14 protein-coding genes are annotated in these 19,171 nt (G+C 75.1%); 4 read left to right on the top strand and 10 right to left on the bottom strand.

Features of this window, described 5'->3' with window-relative positions:
• Nucleotides 1-117 precede the first annotated feature (117 nt).
• The 5 genes from JIG38_RS12750 to JIG38_RS12730 all read right to left on the bottom strand — a co-directional run bounded on the left by JIG38_RS12750 (nt 118) and on the right by JIG38_RS12730 (nt 6,455).
• Nucleotides 118-2,304: a 3-hydroxyacyl-CoA dehydrogenase NAD-binding domain-containing protein gene (locus tag JIG38_RS12750; RefSeq protein WP_199424198.1), complete on the bottom strand. Its 2,187-nt coding sequence runs from the start codon at nt 2,302-2,304 to the stop codon at nt 118-120.
• Nucleotides 2,301-3,611: a thiolase family protein gene (locus tag JIG38_RS12745; RefSeq protein WP_199424197.1), complete on the bottom strand. Its 1,311-nt coding sequence runs from the start codon at nt 3,609-3,611 to the stop codon at nt 2,301-2,303. The genes JIG38_RS12750 and JIG38_RS12745 overlap by 4 nt, the downstream gene beginning before the upstream one ends.
• A gap of 81 nt (nt 3,612-3,692) precedes the next feature.
• Nucleotides 3,693-4,886 (bottom strand): HRDC domain-containing protein, encoded by a 1,194-nt coding sequence (locus tag JIG38_RS12740; protein WP_307844892.1) that lies wholly within the window; start codon nt 4,884-4,886, stop codon nt 3,693-3,695.
• Nucleotides 4,887-5,213: 327 nt separating this feature from the next.
• Nucleotides 5,214-5,747, bottom strand: coding sequence for a helix-turn-helix transcriptional regulator (locus tag JIG38_RS21055; protein ID WP_307844891.1), 534 nt, complete (start codon nt 5,745-5,747; stop codon nt 5,214-5,216).
• Between the two features lie 147 nt (nt 5,748-5,894).
• Nucleotides 5,895-6,455 carry a DUF3000 domain-containing protein gene (locus tag JIG38_RS12730; RefSeq protein WP_372419892.1) on the bottom strand — a complete coding sequence of 187 codons (561 nt, stop codon included), beginning with the start codon at nt 6,453-6,455 and terminating at the stop codon, nt 5,895-5,897.
• 127 nt (nt 6,456-6,582) lie between these two features.
• On the opposite strand from JIG38_RS12730, the gene gnd reads away from it, so the two are divergent.
• Nucleotides 6,583-8,019, top strand: coding sequence for an NADP-dependent phosphogluconate dehydrogenase (gene gnd / locus JIG38_RS12725; protein ID WP_199424195.1), 1,437 nt, complete (start codon nt 6,583-6,585; stop codon nt 8,017-8,019).
• Nucleotides 8,016-9,326, top strand: coding sequence for a carboxylate--amine ligase (locus JIG38_RS12720; protein WP_307844889.1), 1,311 nt, complete (start codon nt 8,016-8,018; stop codon nt 9,324-9,326). The genes gnd and JIG38_RS12720 overlap by 4 nt, the downstream gene beginning before the upstream one ends.
• Nucleotides 9,327-9,338: 12 nt before the next feature.
• Here the strand turns inward: JIG38_RS12720 and JIG38_RS12715 are convergent, their stop codons facing one another.
• Nucleotides 9,339-9,824 (bottom strand): hypothetical protein, encoded by a 486-nt coding sequence (locus JIG38_RS12715; protein ID WP_199424194.1) that lies wholly within the window; start codon nt 9,822-9,824, stop codon nt 9,339-9,341.
• A 131-nt stretch (nt 9,825-9,955) separates the two neighbouring features.
• Here JIG38_RS12715 and JIG38_RS12710 point away from each other — a divergent pair, with 131 nt between their 5' ends.
• The gene (locus JIG38_RS12710; RefSeq protein WP_199424193.1) at nt 9,956-10,681 is read left to right on the top strand and encodes an NAD-dependent epimerase/dehydratase family protein; all 726 of its coding nucleotides are present in this window, start codon (nt 9,956-9,958) and stop codon (nt 10,679-10,681) included.
• A gap of 11 nt (nt 10,682-10,692) precedes the next feature.
• Nucleotides 10,693-11,730, top strand: a complete 1,038-nt coding sequence (gene zapE, locus JIG38_RS12705) for a cell division protein ZapE (protein ID WP_199424192.1) — start codon at nt 10,693-10,695, stop codon at nt 11,728-11,730.
• Nucleotides 11,731-11,774: 44 nt separating this feature from the next.
• On the opposite strand, the gene JIG38_RS12700 is transcribed toward zapE, so the two are convergent.
• From JIG38_RS12700 to glgX, 4 genes are read right to left on the bottom strand one after another with little or no spacing between them, the layout of a single operon-like run.
• A complete protein-coding gene (locus JIG38_RS12700) occupies nt 11,775-12,644 on the bottom strand; it encodes a PPK2 family polyphosphate kinase (RefSeq protein ID WP_199424191.1) in 870 nt (289 codons plus the stop codon).
• Nucleotides 12,641-14,470 carry a malto-oligosyltrehalose trehalohydrolase gene (gene treZ / locus JIG38_RS12695; RefSeq protein ID WP_199424190.1) on the bottom strand — a complete coding sequence of 610 codons (1,830 nt, stop codon included), beginning with the start codon at nt 14,468-14,470 and terminating at the stop codon, nt 12,641-12,643. The genes JIG38_RS12700 and treZ overlap by 4 nt, the downstream gene beginning before the upstream one ends.
• A 4-nt stretch (nt 14,471-14,474) precedes the next feature.
• Nucleotides 14,475-17,012 carry a malto-oligosyltrehalose synthase gene (treY, locus tag JIG38_RS12690; RefSeq protein WP_199424189.1) on the bottom strand — a complete coding sequence of 846 codons (2,538 nt, stop codon included), beginning with the start codon at nt 17,010-17,012 and terminating at the stop codon, nt 14,475-14,477.
• Nucleotides 17,009-19,123 (bottom strand): glycogen debranching protein GlgX, encoded by a 2,115-nt coding sequence (glgX, locus tag JIG38_RS12685; protein WP_199424188.1) that lies wholly within the window; start codon nt 19,121-19,123, stop codon nt 17,009-17,011. The genes treY and glgX overlap by 4 nt, the downstream gene beginning before the upstream one ends.
• Nucleotides 19,124-19,171: the final 48 nt, after the last annotated feature.

Genomic DNA, 19,171 nt, shown 5'->3' with positions numbered 1-19,171 from the left:
GAGGGGTCACCGGGATGATCCCTCGGCCGACGCCGGCGGAACCTCACCCGCACGGGACGCGGCGGCCTCGGCGACGCGGTCAGCCGACGGTGGCGCGGTCGGCCGACGGTGGCCCGGTCAGCCGACGGTGGCGCGGTCCGGCACGTCCGCGGTGCCGCGCGGCAGCAGCCGGCGCCCGATCACGCGCTCGGACCACCCGGTGCGGTCGAGGTAGGGGCAGATCCCGCCGAGGTGGAACGGCCAGCCGGCGCCGAGCACCATGCAGAGGTCGATCTGCTCGGGACCTTCCACGACTCCCTCGTCCAGCATGAGGCCGATCTCCTGCGCCAGTCCGCCGAGGACGGCGTCGAGGACGCCCTGCTCGTCGAGCGAGCCCGCGCGTCCCACGGGGCCGTCGAACGCGTCCTGGATCGCGGGGTCCACGTCGGCCTCGGCGCCCGAGCCGTCGGGCTCCGGGACGACGCGACGCCCCTCGGCGGCGAGCCGCTCGAGTCCGGGGGACAGCGGGTACCGCTCGCCCAGGTCCTCGTGCAGCGACCGCAGCACGTGCAGCGCGACGGGCAGGCCCACGAGCTGGATGAGCGCGAACGGTCCCATGGGCAGGCCGAGGGGACGCAGGGCGCGGTCGGCGACCTGGACCGGCGTCCCGCCCTCGACCGCGGCCGCGACCTCGGCGAGCATGCGCAGCAGGAGCCGGTTGACGACGAAGCCGGGGCGGTCAGCGACGCCGACCGCGGTCTTGCCGAGCGCCTTCGCCACGGCGAAGGCCGTCGCGACGGCCGCGTCGTCCGACGCGGGCGTCCGGACGACCTCGACGAGCGGCATCTGCGCGACCGGGTTGAAGAAGTGCAGCCCCACGACGCGCTCGGGACGGCGCAGGTGCGCGCCCATCGCGGTGACCGACAGCGCCGAGGTGTTGGTCGCGAGCACCGCGGCGTCGTCGAGCACGTCCTCGAGCTCGGCGAACACGCGCTGCTTGAGCGGCAGCACCTCGGTCACCGCCTCGACCACGACGTCGGCCTTCGCGAGCGTCGACAGGTCCGTGCTGATCCGCACGGACCCGAGGATCCGGTTCGCCTCGCCCTCGGAGATGCGGCCCTTACGCGCGAGCTGCTCGACCTGCGCCCGGACGCCCGCGAGGCCCGCGGCGACGCGGTCCTCGTCGACCTCGCGCATGAGCACCGGCACGCGCAGGCGGCGCGCGACGAGCACCGCCAGCTGGCCGGCCATGAGGCCCGCGCCCACGATCCCCACGCTGCGCACGGGGCGTGCGAGCTCGGCGGACGGCGCCCCCGCGGGCGTGCGCGCCTTGCGCGACGTGAGGTCGAACGCGTACAGGCCGGCGCGCAGCTCGTCGCTCATGATGAGGTCCGTCAGCGCGTCGTCCTCCGCGGCGAACGCGACGTCCTGCTCCGCCGTGCGCGCCGCCGCCACGAGCTCGAGCGCGCGGTACGGCGCCGGCTTGGCGCCGTGCAGCCGGCGGTCGAGCTGCGCGCGGGCGCCCGCGACGACGGCGTCCCACTCGTCCTGCGGGTCGAGCGCGCGCCGGGGCACCTGCACCTCGCCCGCGAGCACGCGCGCCGCCCACGCCACGGACTGCTCGAGGAAGTCCGCGGGGTGCAGCACGGTGTCGACGAGGCCCATCTCGTGCGCCTGCGCCGCGGTCGTCATGCGGTTGTTGGCGAGCGGCCGGGTGAGGATCATCTCGATCGCCCCGCGCACGCCGATGAGCCGCGGCAGCACGTAGCACCCGCCCCAGCCGGGCACGAGACCGAGGAACGTCTCGGGCAGCGCGAGCGCGGCGACGTCGGCCGCGACCGTGCGGTACGTGCACGCCAGCGCGAGCTCGAGACCTCCGCCGAGGGCCGCGCCGTTGACGAACGCGAACGTCGGCACGCCCATCTCGCCGAGCAGGCGGTACGTCGCGTGCCCGAGCTCCGCGATCTGCCGCGCGAGGGCCGGGTCGACGAGGCCCGAGACGGCGCGCAGGTCGGCGCCCGCGGCGAGGTAGTACGGCTTGCCCGTGACCGCGACCGCACGGAGCTCGCCCGCACGTGCCCGCGCCTGCTGCGCGAGCAGCACCTCGCGCAGCTCGGCCATGCCGGCGGGGCCGATGGTCGTCGGCTTGGTGTGGTCGAGGCCGTTGTCGAGCGTGACGAGGGCGAGCGTGCCGCCGTCGGGCAGCGCGACGTCGCGCACGAGCGCGTGCGTGACGCGCTCGCCCGGGGCGCCCGCGCCGTCCGCGCGGCCCTCGGCGGTCGTCGTGCCGGTCGTCGTCGTGCCGGTGGTAGCCGTGCCGGTCATGCCTGCTCCTCCGTGCTCGTCGTGGCGGCCGTGCTCGCCGTGCTGCTCCCGCCGGCGTGCGGGTTCTCCCAGATCACCGTGCCGCCCTGCCCGAGGCCGACGCACATGGTCGTGATGCCGTAGCGGACGTCGGGCCGCTCGGCGAACTGGCGCGCGAGCTGCGTCATGAGGCGCACGCCGGTGGACGCGAGCGGGTGCCCGACGGCGATGGCGCCGCCGTACGGGTTGACGCGCGGGTCCTCGTCGTCGATCCCGAACGCGTCGAGGAACGAGAGGACCTGCACCGCGAACGCCTCGTTGATCTCGATGAGGCCGATGTCGTCCATCGTGAGGTCGGCGCGCGCGAGGGCGCGCTCGGTCGACGGGACGGGCCCGAGGCCCATGACGGCCGGGTCGACCCCGGCGTAGGCGAAGGACACGAGGCGCATGCGCGGCGAGAGCCCCAGCTCCTCGGCCGTCTCCTCGGCCGCGAGGAGGCACATGGTCGCCCCGTCGGTCAGCGGTGCGCTCGTCGCGGCCGTGACGCGCCCGCCGGCCCGGAAGGGCGTCGGGAGGTCGGCGATCCCCGCGAGGGTCGTGCCGGGCCGCGGTGGCTCGTCGGCCGTCGCGAGGCCCCAGCCCCGCTCGGGGTCGCGCACCGCGACGGGGACGAGGTCCGGCGTGATCCGTCCCGACGCGAGCGCCGCGGCGTACCGCTCCTGGCTCCGCACGCCGTACGCGTCGGCCCGCTCGCGCGTGAGCGCGGGGAACCGGTCGTGCAGGTTCTCGGCGGTGCTGCCCATGTTCAGGGCGTCGGCCGAGACGAGCTTCTCGGAGACGAAGCGCGGGTTCGGGTCGGCGCCCCCGCCGATGGGGTGTCGCCCCATGTGCTCGACGCCGCCGGCGAGCACGACGTCCTGCGCGCCGACGCCGATGGCCGACGCCGTGGTCGTCACCGCCGTCATCGCGCCCGCGCACATGCGGTCCAGGGCGAAGCCCGGCACCTCGCGCGGCAGGCCCGCGAGGACGCCGACCGTCCGGCCCAGCGTCAGCCCCTGGTCGCCCGCCTGGGTCGTCGCGGCGATCGCGACCTCGTCGATCCGCTCGGGCGGCAGCGACGGCTGGCGGCGGAGCAGCTCGCGGACCGCCTTGACGGCCAGGTCGTCGGCCCGGGTGTGGGCGTACAGGCCGTCGGGCCGGGCGCGGCCGAAGGGGGTGCGGACGCCGTCGACGAAGACGACGTCACGGACGGTGCGGGCAGGGCGCACGGCGGAGTCGGTGCGGGCAGGGCGCACGGCGAAGTCGGTGCGGGTCGGGCGCGCGGGCATCGGGCCTCCAGTCGGACGTCGTCGTCCGGTCGAGCTCGGCAGGGTGGTCCCGCCCCCGCGAGGGCGGGTGGTGGGACGAGGTTACTGGAGAGTAACAAAGGCCGCGGACAGCGGTCCCGCCACCAGGCCGACCTGCCACGGCCGCGCGCCGCCCGCGACGAGGAAGCCCGTGACGGCGTCGACGTCGGCGCCCGGGGGCGTCCAGCACAGGCGCCGCAGGAGGTCCGGCTGGAGGAGGTTCTCGACGGGCAGGTCGTGCTCCTCGGCGAGCGCCGTGACGACGGCACGCGCCGCGGCGAGCCGCGCCGCGGCGGCCGGGTCCCGGTCGGCCCACGCGCGGGGCGGCGGGGGAGCGTCGGTCCGGGGGCCACGCATCGTCGGCAGCGCCGCGTCGGGCAGGGCGAGCGCACGCTCGACCGCGGCGAACCACTGGGCGGCCCGGCGTCGTGTCCCCTTGCCGGCGAACGGCCGCAGGGCGACGAGGTCCGCCACCGACCGGGGGAGCGCGACGGCGGCCGCGATGATGGCGGCGTCCGGCAGCACGCGGCCGGGGGAGACGTCGCGGTGCCGGGCGTCGGCCTCGCGCGCCTCCCAGAGCGCTCGCACGACGGCGAGCCGTCGCGGGTCGCGCACCGTCTGGAGGCCGGACGTGCGCCGCCACGGGTCCACGCGGGGCGGCGCGGGGGGTGCCGTCCGCACGGCCTCGAACTCCTGACGCGCCCACTCGGCCTTGCCGGCCGCCTCGAGCCGCGCACCGAGCTCGCGCCGCAGGTCGACGAGGACCTCGACGTCGAGCGCCGCGTAGAGGAGCCAGTCGCGCGGCAGCGGGCGGGTCGACCAGTCGACCGCCGAGTGCTCCTTGGCGAGACCCAGGCCGAGGACGTCGGCGACCACCGCGGCGAGCCCGACGCGGGGCATCCCGAGCAGGCGCGCCGCGAGCTCGGTGTCGAACACGGCGTCCGGGAGCATCTGCTGCTCCACGAGGCCCGGGAGGTCCTGGGACGCCGCGTGCAGGACCCACTCGACCCCTCGCAGGGCCTCCGAGAGGCTCGAGAGGTCGGGCAGCGCGACCGGGTCGACGAGGAACGTCCCCGCGCCCTCGCGCCGCAGCTGGACCAGGTAGGTGCGCTGGCCGTACCGGTAGCCCGACGCGCGCTCGGCGTCGACGGCGACGGGGCCGGTGCCCGCGACGAGCGCCGCTGCCGCGGCGGCGAGCGCCTCCGGCGTCTCGACCACGTCCGGGACGCCGTCCGCAGGTTCGCGGAGCGGGGTCACCGAGGACTCGGAGGCCTCGGGGGGCACCGTGGGCCCAGGGGAGGCAGGGGTCGCGGGGGTGACTGAGGTCTCGGGGTTGCCGAAGGTCGCGGGGGTGACTGAGGTCTCGGGTGCGACAGACGTCTCGGGCGTGACAGAGGGGTCCGGGCTGACAGGGGTCTCTGTGGCCGCTGCGCCCGTCGCCTGCGGACCGACGGTGCTCGTGGCGCGCTGGGCGCGGCGTCGGGAGGCGGGCACGTGGGGCACGGCGTCCAACCTACGTGCTGCGGGCGACACGGTGGCGCAGGCGCGACGGTCGCGGGCGTCCGGGCGCGGAGGGGTGGCTCGTCAGCCCAGCAGCTCGTGCCGGATCGCGTACGCGACCATCTCCGCGCGGTCGCCCGTGCCGACCTTGCGCGAGATGCGTGCGAGGTGGCTCTTCACGGTCAGCGCGGACAGCTCGAGCGCCTCACCGATCTGGCGGTTGGAGCGGCCGTCGGCCACGTGGCGCAGCACGCCCAGCTCACGGGCCGTGAGCTCGGGGCCCGGCTTGGCAGCGACGGGCACGGGCTTCGCGGCGATGCGCACGGCGCCCGGGTTCTCGGCCGTCACGGCGCCGCGGACCCCGCCGCCCAGCAGGACGACCAGCTCGCGCCGGCCGGCCTTGCGCGTGAGGAGGACCGCGCGGGTCGACTCCCGGCGGCGCAGCGAGCGCACGAGCATGTGGCCGTCGCCGTCGCCGATCTCGGGGACGACGAGGCAGAGCGGTCCGCCGGGGGCGGGCCGCGGCGACGGCGGGTAGGTGGGGCCCGGCTCGCCCTGGACGGGGCGGCGCAGGGCAGGGCGGTTCGCCGGGGGTGTCCGGACGTGCTCGACGGTCACGGGCTGCTCCACACTGCCGTACGGGGTCTGTCCTGACGTGTATCGGCAGGAACTCTCACCCCCTTGAGAGGTGGATCACGCCCGTTTGTGACGCGGTATCGCGGACCGGTTTCGAGCGGTGGGTCAGCGGCGGCGGCCGAGCGCCGTCTACCTGCGGCGGCCGAGCGCCGTGACGCCGTCGGGCAGCGGCGGCAGGCCCGCCGCCTGGCACAGGAGGGCGGCCCAGGCGCCGAGGTGCGCCCCCGCCTCGCCGCGCGGCGACCACGAGGCGCGGATCTCGACCTCGGACTCGGCCTCGCGCTCGGCGAGCGAGCCGAACGACTCCGACGCGACGCGCGTGACGGTCCCGCCGAGCGCGTGGTGGTCGACGCCGGTGAGCGCCTCCTCGACCCAGGACCACGCCGCCTCGCACAGCAGGGGGTCCGACCCGGTCTCGGGGTCGAGCGTCGCGCGCACGAGGGTGACCACCCGGAACGTGTCGTCCCACGCCGTCTGGCCCGCCGGGTCGTGCAGCAGCACGAAGCGGCCGGACGCGGCGTCCTCGTCGCCGTCGGCGCCCGCGACCTCGGCCGTGAGCGCGACCGCGTAGGGCGCGATCCGCGCGGGGGCCGGGATCTCGGTGAGCCGCACCTCGGGCCGCAGGCGCTCGTCGCGCAGCGCGTGCAGCGCGCGCACGAACTCCGGGGGCACTCCGGCATCCGCGGTGATCACGTCTCGCAGGGTACGGCGGCCCTGCGACACCGGCGTGGACCGGCGCGCGGACACCCCGGAGCAGGTCCGGGTCGCCTCGGTAGTCTGGCGGCACACGTCACCGTCGGAAGGGAAGTCCTCGAGCATGACTGCACGCGCGCAGATCGGTGTCACCGGGTTGGCCGTCATGGGCCGCAACCTCGCTCGGAACTTCGCACGCCACGGCTACACGGTGGCGGTGCACAACCGGTCGTTCGCGAAGACGCAGTCCCTCGTCGCCGACCACGGCGACGACGGCGACTTCGTGCCCTCGGAGTCGATGGCGGACTTCGTCGCCTCCCTGGAGCGGCCGCGCAAGGTCGTGATCATGGTCAAGGCCGGCGGCCCGACGGACGCCGTGATCGCCGAGCTGGTCCCGCTCCTCGAGGCGGGCGACATCGTCATCGACGCGGGCAACGCGCACTTCCCCGACACCCGCCGCCGTGAGGCCGAGCTCAAGGCGCACGGCCTGCACTTCGTCGGCACCGGGGTGTCGGGAGGCGAGGAGGGCGCGCTCAACGGTCCGAGCATCATGCCCGGCGGCTCGCGCGAGTCCTACGAGTGGCTCGGCCCGATCCTCGAGGACATCTCGGCCAAGGTCGACGGCGTGCCGTGCTGCACCTACGTGGGCTCGGACGGCGCGGGCCACTTCGTCAAGATGGTCCACAACGGCATCGAGTACGCGGACATGCAGCTCATCGCCGAGGCGTACGACCTGCTCAAGCAGGGGCTGGGCGCGTCGGCGGCCGAGATCGGCGAGATCTTCGCCGAGTGGAACACGGGCGACCTCGAGTCCTTCCTCATCGAGATCACCGCCGAGGTGCTGCGCCACACGGACGCCGCGACCGGCCAGGCGTTCGTCGACGTCATCCTCGACCAGGCCGAGCAGAAGGGCACCGGCCGCTGGACGGTGCAGAACGCGCTCGACCTCGGGGTGCCCATCACGGGCATCGCGGAGGCGACCTTCGCACGCGCCCTGTCGGGGTCCGTGCCGCAGCGCACGGCCGCGCGGGGCGTGCTCGTCGCCGACGCGGCGGCGTGGGACGTGACGGACCGCGACGCCTTCGTCGAGGACGTGCGCCTCGCGCTCTACGCCTCGAAGGTCGTCGCGTACTCGCAGGGCTTCGACCAGATCGCGGCGGCCTCGGCCGAGTTCGGCTGGGACATCGACCGCGGCGCGATGGCGCGGATCTGGCGCGGCGGCTGCATCATCCGCGCGCGCTTCCTCAACCGCATCACCGAGGCCTACGAGCGCCAGGCGGACCTGCCGCTGCTGCTCGCGGACGAGTACTTCGCGTCCGCGGTGGGCAACGGCGTCGCGGCGTGGCGCCGCATCGTCTCGGCCGCGGCGCTCAACGGCGTGCCGACGCCCGCCTTCTCGTCGTCGCTCGCGTACTACGACGGCGTCCGCGCCGAGCGCCTGCCCGCCAACCTCATCCAGGCGCAGCGCGACTTCTTCGGCGCGCACACGTACCGCCGCACGGACCGCGAGGGCACGTTCCACACCGAGTGGACGGGCGACCGCTCCGAGAGCGACGCGTGACGGCGACGACCGCCGCCCCCGCCCCGCTCATCACGCGGGCCGAGGGGCGCTCCGAGGGCGGCCGCGCGTTCCAGCCGGTGATCCTGGGTGCGGACATCGGCGTCTACGCGCTCGCGCGCGCCTTCCACGAGGGCTACGGGGCGCGCTCCGTCGTCGTCAGCCTCACCGTGACGGGGCCCGTCGCGGACTCGACCATCCTCGAGAACGTCGTCCTGGGCCCCGACGCGGCGCCCGAGGACCTCGTCCGCGCACTGCGCGAGGTCGCGGAGCGGTTCGGGACGGGGGACGGGGCGCCGCAGCTGCTGCTCCTCGCGAACACCGACTGGCTCGTCCGGTTCCTCGTGACGCACCGCGCCGAGCTCGAGCAGTGGTACACCGTCCCGTTCCTCGGCGAGGAGCTGCTCGGCCGGCTCGCGGACAAGGCCCGCTTCGCCGCCCTGTGCGAGGAGCTCGGCATCCGCACGCCCCGCACGGTGGTGCAGGACTTCACGGCGGCCGACGACGCCGCCTGGTCGCCCGTCGGGGTCGACCTGCCGTACCCGCTCATCGCCAAGGCCGCGAACAGCGCGGACTACGAGCGCCTGAGCTTCCCGGGCAAGAAGAAGGTGTACCAGGTCGACACGGCCGCGGAGCTCGACGAGCTCTGGGTGACGCTGCGCGCGGCGGGCTTCCGCGGGCGCTTCGTGGTCCAGGAGATGATCCCGGGCGACGACACGCAGATGCGCTCGATCACGTGCTACGTCGACCGGCGCGGCGTCGTGACGCTCTCGTGCTGCGCGCACGTGCTGCTCGAGGAGCACACGCCGAGCGGCCTGGGCAACCCCGCCGCCATGATCACCGGGAACTTCGAGGCGATGCTCGAGCAGGCGCACCGCCTGCTCGTCGGCACGGGCTACACGGGCTTCGCCAACTTCGACGTCAAGGTCGACCCGCGCGACGGCTCGGCGCAGTTCTTCGAGGTGAACCCGCGGATCGGGCGCAACAACCACTACGTGCTCGCGGCGGGTGCGAACCCGGCGCGGTTCCTCGTGCAGGACCACGTCGACGGCACCGCCGTCGAGCCCGTGGTCGTCGAGCGCGAGGTGCTGTACTCGATCGTGCCCCACCGGCTGCTGCTGCGGTACGTGCTCGACCCGGCCCTCCGGGCCAAGGTCACCGGGCTCATCCGCGCCCGCGCGACGGCGCACCCGCTGCGCTACCGGGCCGAGACGCGCCTGCGGCGCCGCCTCTACGTCGCCGCGGCGGCCGTCAACCAGGTGCGCAAGTTCCGCCGGTACTACCCGGAGGTCACCGGCACCGGGCTCTGAGGCCCCGGGACGTCAGCCGAGCCGGCTCGTCCCGCTGTAGAGGTGCAGCACGGGCACCTGGAGCTCCTCGCGCGCCCGCGAGGCCCAGTCCGTGTGGAAGGTGTCCTCGAGCGCGTGCGGCACGGTGACGACGACGACCTCGCGCACCCCGGGCTGCGCCACGGCCGAGCGCAGCGCGGGGAGCGGGTCGTCCGCGACGACCTCGCCGTCGACGCGGGCACCCGTCGCGACGAAGGCGGCGACGCTCGCGGCGAGCTGGTCCTCGGCCGTCTCGTGCGCCCGCACCGGCTCCGGCTCGCGGCCGAGCACGGCGTCGAGCGCCTCGCGCAGCTCGCCCAGGCTGAGGTGGTCGACCAGCGAGACCAGCATGTTGTGCTCGGTGTCCGCGGGGACGAGGAGCTGGTACCGGACGTCCTCGTCGGCGTGCAGGCCGACGACGTGCTGGACGTCGGCATCGGTCAGGGTGTCCTCGGTCAGGACGACGATGATCTCGCTCACGCGGCGAGCCTAGTCGTGCGCCGGTGCGGGCGCCGTGAGGTGACGCGCGTGCGGACGCGGCGGCCGGACGCGCCCGCACGGAGGGAGGACCGCCCGGCCCGGGCGTGCGGGGCCACGCCTAGGCTGGCGGCGTGACCGATGACGCTGCGCCCGCGGCCCGCCCGGCGGCCGACCCCGCGCTCGCGCGACGCGTCGTCGTCGTCGCCGGGGGGACGGGCCACGTCGGGGGGTACGTCGTGCGCGCGCTGCTCGACGCGGGCGCCCGCGTCGTCGTGCCGACCCGGCGTCCGGCGGGGGCGCGCGGCCGCGGCCTGCCCGACCACGAGCACCTCGTCCGGGTCACCGTGCGGGACTGGGAGCAGCCCGGCGAGATCGCCGCGGCGCTCGACGACCGCGGCTGGGTCGCCGATGCGGCGGTCGCGAGCCTGGGCGGGTGGTGGATCGGCACACCGCTCGTCGAGCTCGACCCGCTGGTGTGGCGCCAGGTGCTCGACGACAACCTCACGGCGCACTTCCTCGCGGCGCGCGCCCTCGTCCCGCTCGTGGCCGCGGCCGGCCCCGACGCCGACCCGGTGCACGTCGCGCTCAACGGCGCCGCCGCGACCGAGCCGATGGCGCTGTCCGGCCCCGTGAGCGTCGCGGGCGCGGGCCAGCGCATGCTCCTCGACGTCCTGCGCCGCGAGGAGCCGGGCGTGCGGCTGCACGAGGTCGAGGTGCTCGCGGCGGTCGCGGGCGACGACCGCAACCTCGACCCCGTCGCCGAGGTCGGCGGGACCGCGGTCGCGGCCGCGGTGCTCGGCGTGCTCGCCGACCCCGGCTCGCCCGCCGTGGCGGCGGTCGCGGGGGAGCGCGCCTAGGCTGGCTCCTCGTGAGCACCCCGGCGACCCGCGCGGCCAGTCTCGTGGGCCGTCGGCCGCAGGTCGCCCCGGAGGACCTGCTCGCACAGCTCGGCGTGCCCCGGCACTTCGCGGACGCCACGCTCGAGTCCTACGTCCCGGACCCCGAGCACCCGAGCCAGGCCGCCGCGCGCGCCCGGGTCGCCGACGTCGCCGAGGGCCTGGGGCGTCCCGCGCGTCGGGGCTGGCTGCGGCGTCCGACCGCCCCGCCCGCGCTCTACCTCGACGGCGGGTTCGGCGTCGGCAAGACCCACCTCCTCGCCGCGCTCGCGCACCGCGTGCCCGGTGCCGCCTTCGGGAGCTTCGTCGAGTACACGCACCTCGTGGGCGCGATCGGGTTCCGCGAGACCGTCGACGCCCTCGCGACGCGCCGCCTCGTCTGCATCGACGAGTTCGAGCTCGACGACCCCGGCGACACGCTGCTCATGTCCCGCATGCTGCGCGAGCTGTCGGACGCCGGCGTCGCCCTCGCCGCGACCTCGAACACCCTGCCCGAGCAGCTCGGCGAGGGCCGCTTCGCGGCGGAGGACTTCCTGCGCGAGATCCAGGCCATGGCGGACCGGTTCGACGTCGTGCGCATCGACGGGCCCGACTACCGCCACCGCGGCGCCGCCCCGCTGACCACGCTGCCCGACGACGACGTGCGCGCGACCGCGGCCGCGACCGACGGCGCGACGTGCGACGCGTTCGACGCCCTGCTCGCCCACCTGCGCACCGTGCACCCGAGCCGCTACGGCGCGCTGCTCGAGGGCGTCGCCGCCGTCGGGCTCACCGGCGTCGGGCCCACGTCGGACCAGGCGGACGCGCTGCGGCTCGTGTCGTTCGTCGACCGGCTCTACGAGGGCGACGTGCCCGTGCTGCTCGGCGGGCCGTCCGACGGGCACGAGCCGGGGCTCTTCGACGCCGCGATGCTGCGCGGCGGGTACCGCAAGAAGTACCTGCGCGCGCTGTCGCGGCTCGGCGCGCTCGCCGGCGAGGGCCGCGCCCTGGTGGAGGCCGGGCCGGCCTGAGCCGGCCCGAGCCGGCCCGGCCCGGCCCGGCTCTGCCGGGTGGCTCAGGTCCGCGGGTCCGACGCCTCGAGGCGGCGCAGCTCGGTCTCGACGTCGAAGTCCGCGGGCGGCCAGCCGAGGTCGAGGCCCTCGAGCGCGTCCTGGAGCAGCGCACCCACGGCGAGGCGCGCGTACCACTTGCGGTCCGCCGGCACGACGTGCCAGGGAGCGACGTCGGTGGACGTGCGCTCGAGCGCCGTCTGGTACGCGGCCTGGTAGAGCGGCCACCGCTCGCGCGCGTCGATGTCGCCCGGGTTGTACTTCCAGTGCTTGTCCGGCCGCTCGAGGCGCTCGCGCAGGCGGGCCGCCTGCTCGTCGAGCGAGACCATGAGCGCCACCTTGACGACGCGCGTCCCGGAGGACGCGACCTCGGCCTCGAACGCGTTGATCTCGTCGTAGCGCTCCTCGACCTCGCCCGCCGGGACGAGCCCCTCGACCTTGACCACGAGCACGTCCTCGTAGTGCGAGCGGTCGAACACGCCGATGTAGCCCGGCCGGGGCAGGGCCCTGCGGATCCGCCACAGGTAGTGGTGGCGCTTCTCCGCCGCGGTCGGGACGCCGAACGAGCGCAGCGCGACGCCCTGGGGGTCGACCATGCCGAGCACGTGCCGCACGATCCCGCCCTTGCCCGCGGTGTCCATGCCCTGGAGCACGAGCAGCACCGCACGGTCACCGCCCGTGCGGCCGTGCGCGAACAGGCGCTCCTGGAGCTCCGACAGGCGCTCGCCCTGCGCGGCGAGCGCGTCCGGCGCGCTCTTCTTGTCGCCCGACCAGCCCGGCGTCGACCGCCGGTCCAGGCCGGCGAGGTCGAAGCCCGGGCCGACGCGCAGCGCCTGCGTCGCGGGGGTGGTCCAGCGTCCTGCGGCTCGTGTCATGCCGCCGACCGTACGACCGCGACGGCGCGGCCCGCGAGCGTGACACCCGTCGCGTCCGCGCTCGCGCCCCCGAACGCGGCGAGCATCGTCGTCCCCCCGGGGGTCACGGGCACCGTGACGTCGTCGTCCGCGAGGGACACGACGACGGCGACGGGCCCGCGGTGCAGCGCGAGCCAGCGGCCCGCCTCGTGCTCGACGCGGGTCGCGCCGAGGTCGCCCGAGGCGACCTCGGGCACGGCCCGGCGCACCGCGACCAGGTCGGTGTACCAGCGCAGGAGCGCGGCGTGCCGGGGCTGCGCGGGCTCGGACCAGTCGAGGCGGCTGGCCTCGACGGTCGCCGGGTCCTGCGGGTCGGGCACCTCGACCTCGCCGCCGTAGACGTCCGTCCAGCCGTGGCCCGAGAACTCTTCGCGGCGCCCGCGCCGGATGCCCTCGACGAGCTCGGGCTCGGCGTGGTCCGTGAAGTACTGCCAGCGGGTGCGGGCGCCCCACTCCTCGCCCATGAAGAGCATGGGCGTGAACGGCGACAGGAGCACGAGCGCCGCGGACGCGGCGAGGCCCGCGTCGTCGAGGCGCTCCGAGGGGCGGTCGCCGAGCGCGCGGTTGCCCACCTGGTCGTGGTCCTGGGCGAAGACGACGAAGCGGTGGCCGTCGGTGCCCTCGGGCACGGGCGCGCCCCAGTCCCGCCCGCGGAACGTCGAGAAGCCGCCGTCGTGCAGGAAGACGCGCGTGAGGACCTTCGCGAGGACCTCGGCGCTGCCGAAGTCGACGTAGTAGCCGTGCCGCTCGCCCGTGAGGAACGCGTGCAGGGCGTGGTGCACGTCGTCGGCCCACTGCGCGGTCATGCCGAGCCCGCCCTGGTCCGTCGGCGTGACCATGACCGCGTCGTTGAGGTCGGACTCCGCGACGAGGGACAGGGGCCGGCCCAGCTCGGCGGCGAGCGCCGCGACCTCGTCGGCGAGCTCGGCGAGGAGGTGGCGGGGCGAGTCGTCGACGAGCGCGTGCACGGCGTCGAGGCGCAGCGCGTCGACGTGGAAGTCGCGCAGCCAGCGCAGCGCGTTGTCGATCACGAACCGGCGGACCTCCGCCGAGCCCTCGCCGTCGAGGTTGACGGCCTGCCCCCACGGCGTGTGGTGGCGGTCGGTGAAGTACGGGCCGAACCCGTGCAGGTAGTTCCCCGACGGGCCGAGGTGGTTGTGCACGACGTCGAGGCACACGGCGAGGCCGCGCGCGTGGGCGGCGTCGACGAAGCGCTGGAGCGCCGCCGGGCCGCCGTAGGGCTCGTGCACCGCGTAGAGCGCGACGCCGTCGTACCCCCAGCCGTGCACGCCCGGGAACGCGGCCACCGGCATGAGCTCGACCATGTCGACGCCCAGGGCGGCGAGGTGGTCGAGGCGGTCGATCGCCGCGTCGAGCGTGCCCTCGGGCGTGAACGTCCCGACGTGGAGCTCGTAGACGACCGCGCCGCGCACGTCGCGGCCCGTCCAGCCGGCGTCGGCCCACGCGTGCGCCGACGCGTCGAACGTCCGGCTCGGGCCGTGCACGCCCGCGGGCTGCCACGGGCTGCGCGGGTCGGGCCACGGCTCGCCGCCGTCGACCGCGAAGGCGTAGTCGGTGCCGTCCGGCAGGGCCAGGGGCGCGCGCCACCAGCCGCCGCCGTCGGGCACCATCGCGTGCCGCTCGTCGCGGCCCGGCAGGTGCAGCTCGACGCGCTCGGCCGACGGCGCCCAGACGCGCGGGGCGTCGGCGGTGCTCGCGGTGCGCGGGGCGCTCGCGGTGCTCGCGGCGGGGTCGGTCGTGGCCTCGGGTGGGGTCGCGTCGCTCACGCGGTCAAGCGTGCCCCGCGGGGACGAGGAGGGCGACCGGGAGGTGCTCGAGCAGGTGCTCGAGCGGCACGACGCCGCCCTCGATCGTCCGGCCCGTGAGCACGTCCGTCCACCGCCACTCGGGGATCGCGACCGTGTGCGCCCCCCACCCGCCGAGGCGGTCGAGCGAGAGCGCGAGCCGGGTCGCGACCGTGATCGCCGACGGGATGCCCGCCTCGGTGCGCGCGAACGCGAACGCGTTGCCCGACGACGCCGGCACGGGCGCGTAGCCCGCCTCGGGACCGACGAAGCAGCCGGGCCGGTCGCGGCGCACCCGCAGGGCGCGCGACGTCACGACGAGCTTCTCGTCGGCGAGCGTGCGCGGCGTCTCGGTCTCGAGCCGCGCGAGGGCGGCGTCGAGCGCCTCGACGTCCACCGGCCGGCGGTTGTCGGGGTCGACGAGCGCGACCGCGGGCACCTCGGTGCCCTGGTACACGTCGGCGACGCCCGGGAGCGTGAGCTGGACGAGCTTCATGCCGAGCGTCGCGGCCCGGACGCCGGGAGCCGCGCGCTGCGCCCAGCCCTCGTACGCCTCGAGGACCTCGGGCGCGCCGAGCAGGTGCCGCGCGAAGCCGAGGACCGCCTCCTCGTACCCCTCGTCGGGCGCCGTCCAGGACGTGCGCGACTTGGCCTCGCGGACCGCCTTGGTGAGGTAGCCGACGAGGCGGTCCTCGGCGATCGGGCCGCCGTCCCAGGTGCCCGCGAGCGTCTGCCAGAGGATGTTCTCGGTCCGGCCGTCGAGCAGCACGGGCCGGGCCTCGGCGGTGACCGCCCGCAGGTGGTCCACGAGGTGGGACCACTCGACCGGCAGCTCGGACAGCACACCGAGCCGCGCGCGGACGTCCTCGCTGCGCTTGGTGTCGTGCGTCGACAGGCCGGTCATCGCGACGGGCGCGTGCACCTGGGCCCGCGCGGCCCACGCGTGCAGCTCCTCGGGGCTGATCGCGAACCGCTCGGGCGCGCCGCCCACCTCGCACAGGCTGAGGAGGTGGGTCCAGCGGTAGAACGCCGTGTCCTCGACGCCCTTGGCCATGACCGCGCCGCACGTCTGCTGGAACCGCACGACCAGCTCGTCCCGGCGCGACTCGCGCGTCCGGCCGGCCGAGCCGACCTCGCGCGCCAGGAGCATCTCGGCGAGCAGGTCGAGGGTCTCGTGGCGGTCCTCGTCCAGCCGGGCCCGCGCCGTGGCGACGCACTCGGCGAACGCCGCCTGCGCGTCGGGGTGCACCGGCTCGCCGGGGACGACGTAGTAGCGGTAGCGGTCCGCGGCGACGACGAGCTCGAGGAGGCACTCGTGCAGCGAGCGCCACGTGTGGTCGCGCAGGCGCACGTCGTCGCGGCAGATGTCGGCGGCCAGGTCCGCGAGGCGGTGCACCTCGGCGTAGAGCGGGCCCTCGACGATCTGCCGCTTGCCCTCCTCGACGAGCGCCGGGAGGGCGTCGGTCGTGTCGCCCGTGAGGCGGTGCATGACCGCGCCGAGCTCGCCGCCGCCGCCCGGGTCGACGAAGGTCGCGTGCACGCGCCACATGGCGTCGTAGCCCGTGGTCCCCACGGTCGCCCAGTCCTCGGGCACCTCCTCGGTGGGCGCGAGGATCTTCTCGACCGCGACCCACGCGTCGTCCGTGGCCGCCGCGAGCCGCGCGAGGTAGCCCTGCGGGTCCGCGAGCCCGTCGGGGTGGTCGATCCGCAGCCCGTCGACGACGCCGTCCCGCACCAGCCCCGCGACCAGCTCGTGGGTGCGGTCGAACACCTCCGGGTCCTCGACGCGGACGGCCGCGAGGGTCCCCACGTCGAAGAAGCGGCGGTAGTTGAGCTCCTCGTCCGCGACCTTCCAGTACGCGAGGCGGTAGTGCTGGCGGTCGACGAGCTCGGCCATCGGCAGCTGCTCGGTCCCCGGCCGCACCGGGAAGACGTGGTCGTAGTAGCGCAGCACGGTCTGGCGGCCCGGGAACCCCGGCACCTCGGCCTCCTCGAGCGCGAGCTCGCCGTCCGCGAGCACCGCCCCGATCCTGCGGCCGAGCACGGGCATGAGGAGCGCGCCCTCGCCCGCGGACCAGTCGACGTCGAACCACGACGCGTAGGGCGAGTCCGGGCCCTGCGCGAGCACGGACCACAGCGCGCGGTTGTGCCAGACCGGCGTCGGCACGGCCATGTGGTTCGGCACGATGTCGACCACGAGCCCCAGGCCGTGCTCACGCGCGGTCGCCGCGAGGCGGTCGAACGCCGGCCGGCCGCCCAGCACGGGCGAGATCTCGTCGTGGTCGACGACGTCGTAGCCGTGCGTCGAGCCGGGTGCCGCCGTGAGCACGGGGGACAGGTACAGGTGCGTCACGCCGAGCCGGGAGAGGTACGGGACCTGGCCGGCCGCGTCGTCGAGCGTGAGGTCGGCGTTGAGCTGGAGCCGGTACGTCGAGACGGGCACGGGCCGGCCCGCACGCGGCCGGCGGCGCGAGGGGCCCGGGCGCTCGGCCGGGCGCTCGGCGTCCCGGTCAGGGCCGCTCACTCGACCACCGGACGCGTGAACACCAGCGTGCTGCGGCCCGTGGTCTTCACCTTGGTCCCCGCCTTGACCTGCCGGCCGGCGCCGAGCGTGTGGTCGGTGTCGACGACGCACGTCCAGACCTCGCCGAAGCGTCGGGGCGGCAGCTTGAACGTCACCGGCTCCGGCGCCGCGTTGTAGAGCAGGAGGAAGCTGTCGTCCACGACGAGCTCGCCGCGCGCGTCCGGCTCGGCGATCGCCTCGCCGTTGAGGAACACCATGACGGCCTTCGCGAAGCCGTTGTTCCAGTCGGCCTCCGACATGTGCTCGCCCGACGTGGTGAACCACGCGATGTCGTTGAGGTCGGACTCGCCGCCGTGCTCGGCGCTGCCCGAGAAGAAGCGGCGCCGGCGCAGCACGGGGTGGTCCCGGCGCAGATGGACGAGCGCACGCGTGAAGTCGAGGTGGCCCCGGGCCTCCTCGCTGAGGTCCCAGTCCATCCACGTCGTCGGGTTGTCCTGGCAGTACCCGTTGTTGTTCCCGCCCTGGGTGCGGCCCAGCTCGTCGCCGTGGGCGATCATCGGGACGCCCTGCGACAGGAGGAGCGTGGTGAGGAAGTTGCGCTGCTGGCGCCACCGCAGCTCGGTGATCGCCGGGTCGTCGGTCGGCCCCTCGGCGCCGCAGTTCCAGGACCGGTTGTGGCTCTCGCCGTCGGCGTTGCCCTCGCCGTTCGCGTCGTTGTGCTTCTCGTTGTACGACACGAGGTCGTTGAGGGTGAACCCGTCGTGGGCCGTGACGAAGTTGATCGACGCGATGGGCTTGCGGCCCGTGTGCTCGTAGAGGTCGGACGAGCCGGACAGGCGGCTCGCGAACTCCGCGAGGGTCGACGGCTCGCCGCGCCAGAAGTCACGCACCGTGTCGCGGTACTTGCCGTTCCACTCCGACCACAGGGGCGGGAACCCGCCGACCTGGTAGCCGCCGTCGCCCACGTCCCACGGCTCGGCGATGAGCTTGACCTGGCTGATGACCGGGTCCTGCTGCACGAGGTCGAAGAACGCCGAGAGGCGGTCGACCTCGTGGAACTGGCGGGCCAGCGTGCTCGCGAGGTCGAACCGGAACCCGTCGACGTGCATCTCGTTGACCCAGTAGCGCAGCGAGTCCATGAGGAGCTGGAGCACGTGCGGGTGCCGCATGAGCAGCGAGTTCCCCGTGCCCGTCGTGTCGTAGTAGTGCGCCTGGTCGTCGTCGACGAGCCGGTAGTAGGCGGCGTTGTCGATGCCGCGGAAGCACAGGGTGGGGCCCAGGTGGTTGCCCTCGGCGGTGTGGTTGTAGACCACGTCGAGGATGACCTCGATGCTCGCCTCGTGCAGCGCCTTGACCATCTGCTTGAACTCCTGCACCTGCATGCCCGGCGCGGGGGAGGACGCGTACCCGTTGTGCGGCGCGAAGAAGCCGATCGTGTTGTAGCCCCAGTAGTTGGACAGGCCCTTGTCCTGGAGCGTCGGGTCGTTGACGAACTGGTGGACCGGCATGAGCTCGATCGCGGTGATCCCGAGGTCGACGAGGTGGTCGACGATCGCGGGGTGCGCCATGCCGGCGTACGTGCCGCGCAGCTCCTCCGGGATGCCCGGGTGCTGCATCGTCAGGCCCTTGACGTGCCCCTCGTAGATGACGCTCTCGTGGTAGTCCTTCATCGGCGGCCGGTCGTGGCCCCAGTCGAAGTACGGGTTGATGACCACCGACGTCATGGTGTGGCCCGCGGAGTCGTCCGTGTTGAGGGACTCCGGGTCGCCGAAGTCGTAGGAGAAGAGCGACTGGTGGCCGTCGATCTGGCCGTCGATGGCCTTGGCGTACGGGTCGAGCAGCAGCTTGGCGGGGTTGCAGCGGTGCCCGCGCTCGGGCTCGTAGGGGCCGTGCACGCGGTAGCCGTAGCGCTGCCCGGGCTGGATCGTCGGGAGGTAGGCGTGCCAGACGAAGGCGTCCACCTCGGGGAGGTCGAGGCGGGTCTCGGTGCCGTCCTCGGCGATGAGGCACAGCTCGACGCGCTCGGCGACCTCGGAGAACAGGGCGAAGTTGGTGCCCGTCCCGTCGAAGGTCGCACCGAGCGGGTAGGGCTTGCCGGGCCAGATCTGCATGGCGCAAGAGTGCCAGCCGAGCGCCGCCCGTGCGCACCGAGTCCCACC

It is taken from the genome of Actinotalea solisilvae, from assembly GCF_016464425.1.
Lineage (GTDB): Bacteria > Actinomycetota > Actinomycetes > Actinomycetales > Cellulomonadaceae > Actinotalea > Actinotalea solisilvae.
The sequence above is the reverse complement of the archived record's forward strand: the minus strand, read 5'-3'. Positions and strand labels throughout refer to the sequence as shown.

Coding starts and splice junctions, on each gene's coding strand:
- JIG38_RS12750 (WP_199424198.1), bottom strand. CDS start 2,304: ATGACCGGCACGGCTACCACCGGCACGACGACGACCGGCACGACGACC.
- JIG38_RS12745 (WP_199424197.1), bottom strand. CDS start 3,611: ATGCCCGCGCGCCCGACCCGCACCGACTTCGCCGTGCGCCCTGCCCGC.
- gnd (WP_199424195.1), top strand. CDS start 6,583: ATGACTGCACGCGCGCAGATCGGTGTCACCGGGTTGGCCGTCATGGGC.
- JIG38_RS12700 (WP_199424191.1), bottom strand. CDS start 12,644: ATGACACGAGCCGCAGGACGCTGGACCACCCCCGCGACGCAGGCGCTG.
- glgX (WP_199424188.1), bottom strand. CDS start 19,123: ATGCAGATCTGGCCCGGCAAGCCCTACCCGCTCGGTGCGACCTTCGAC.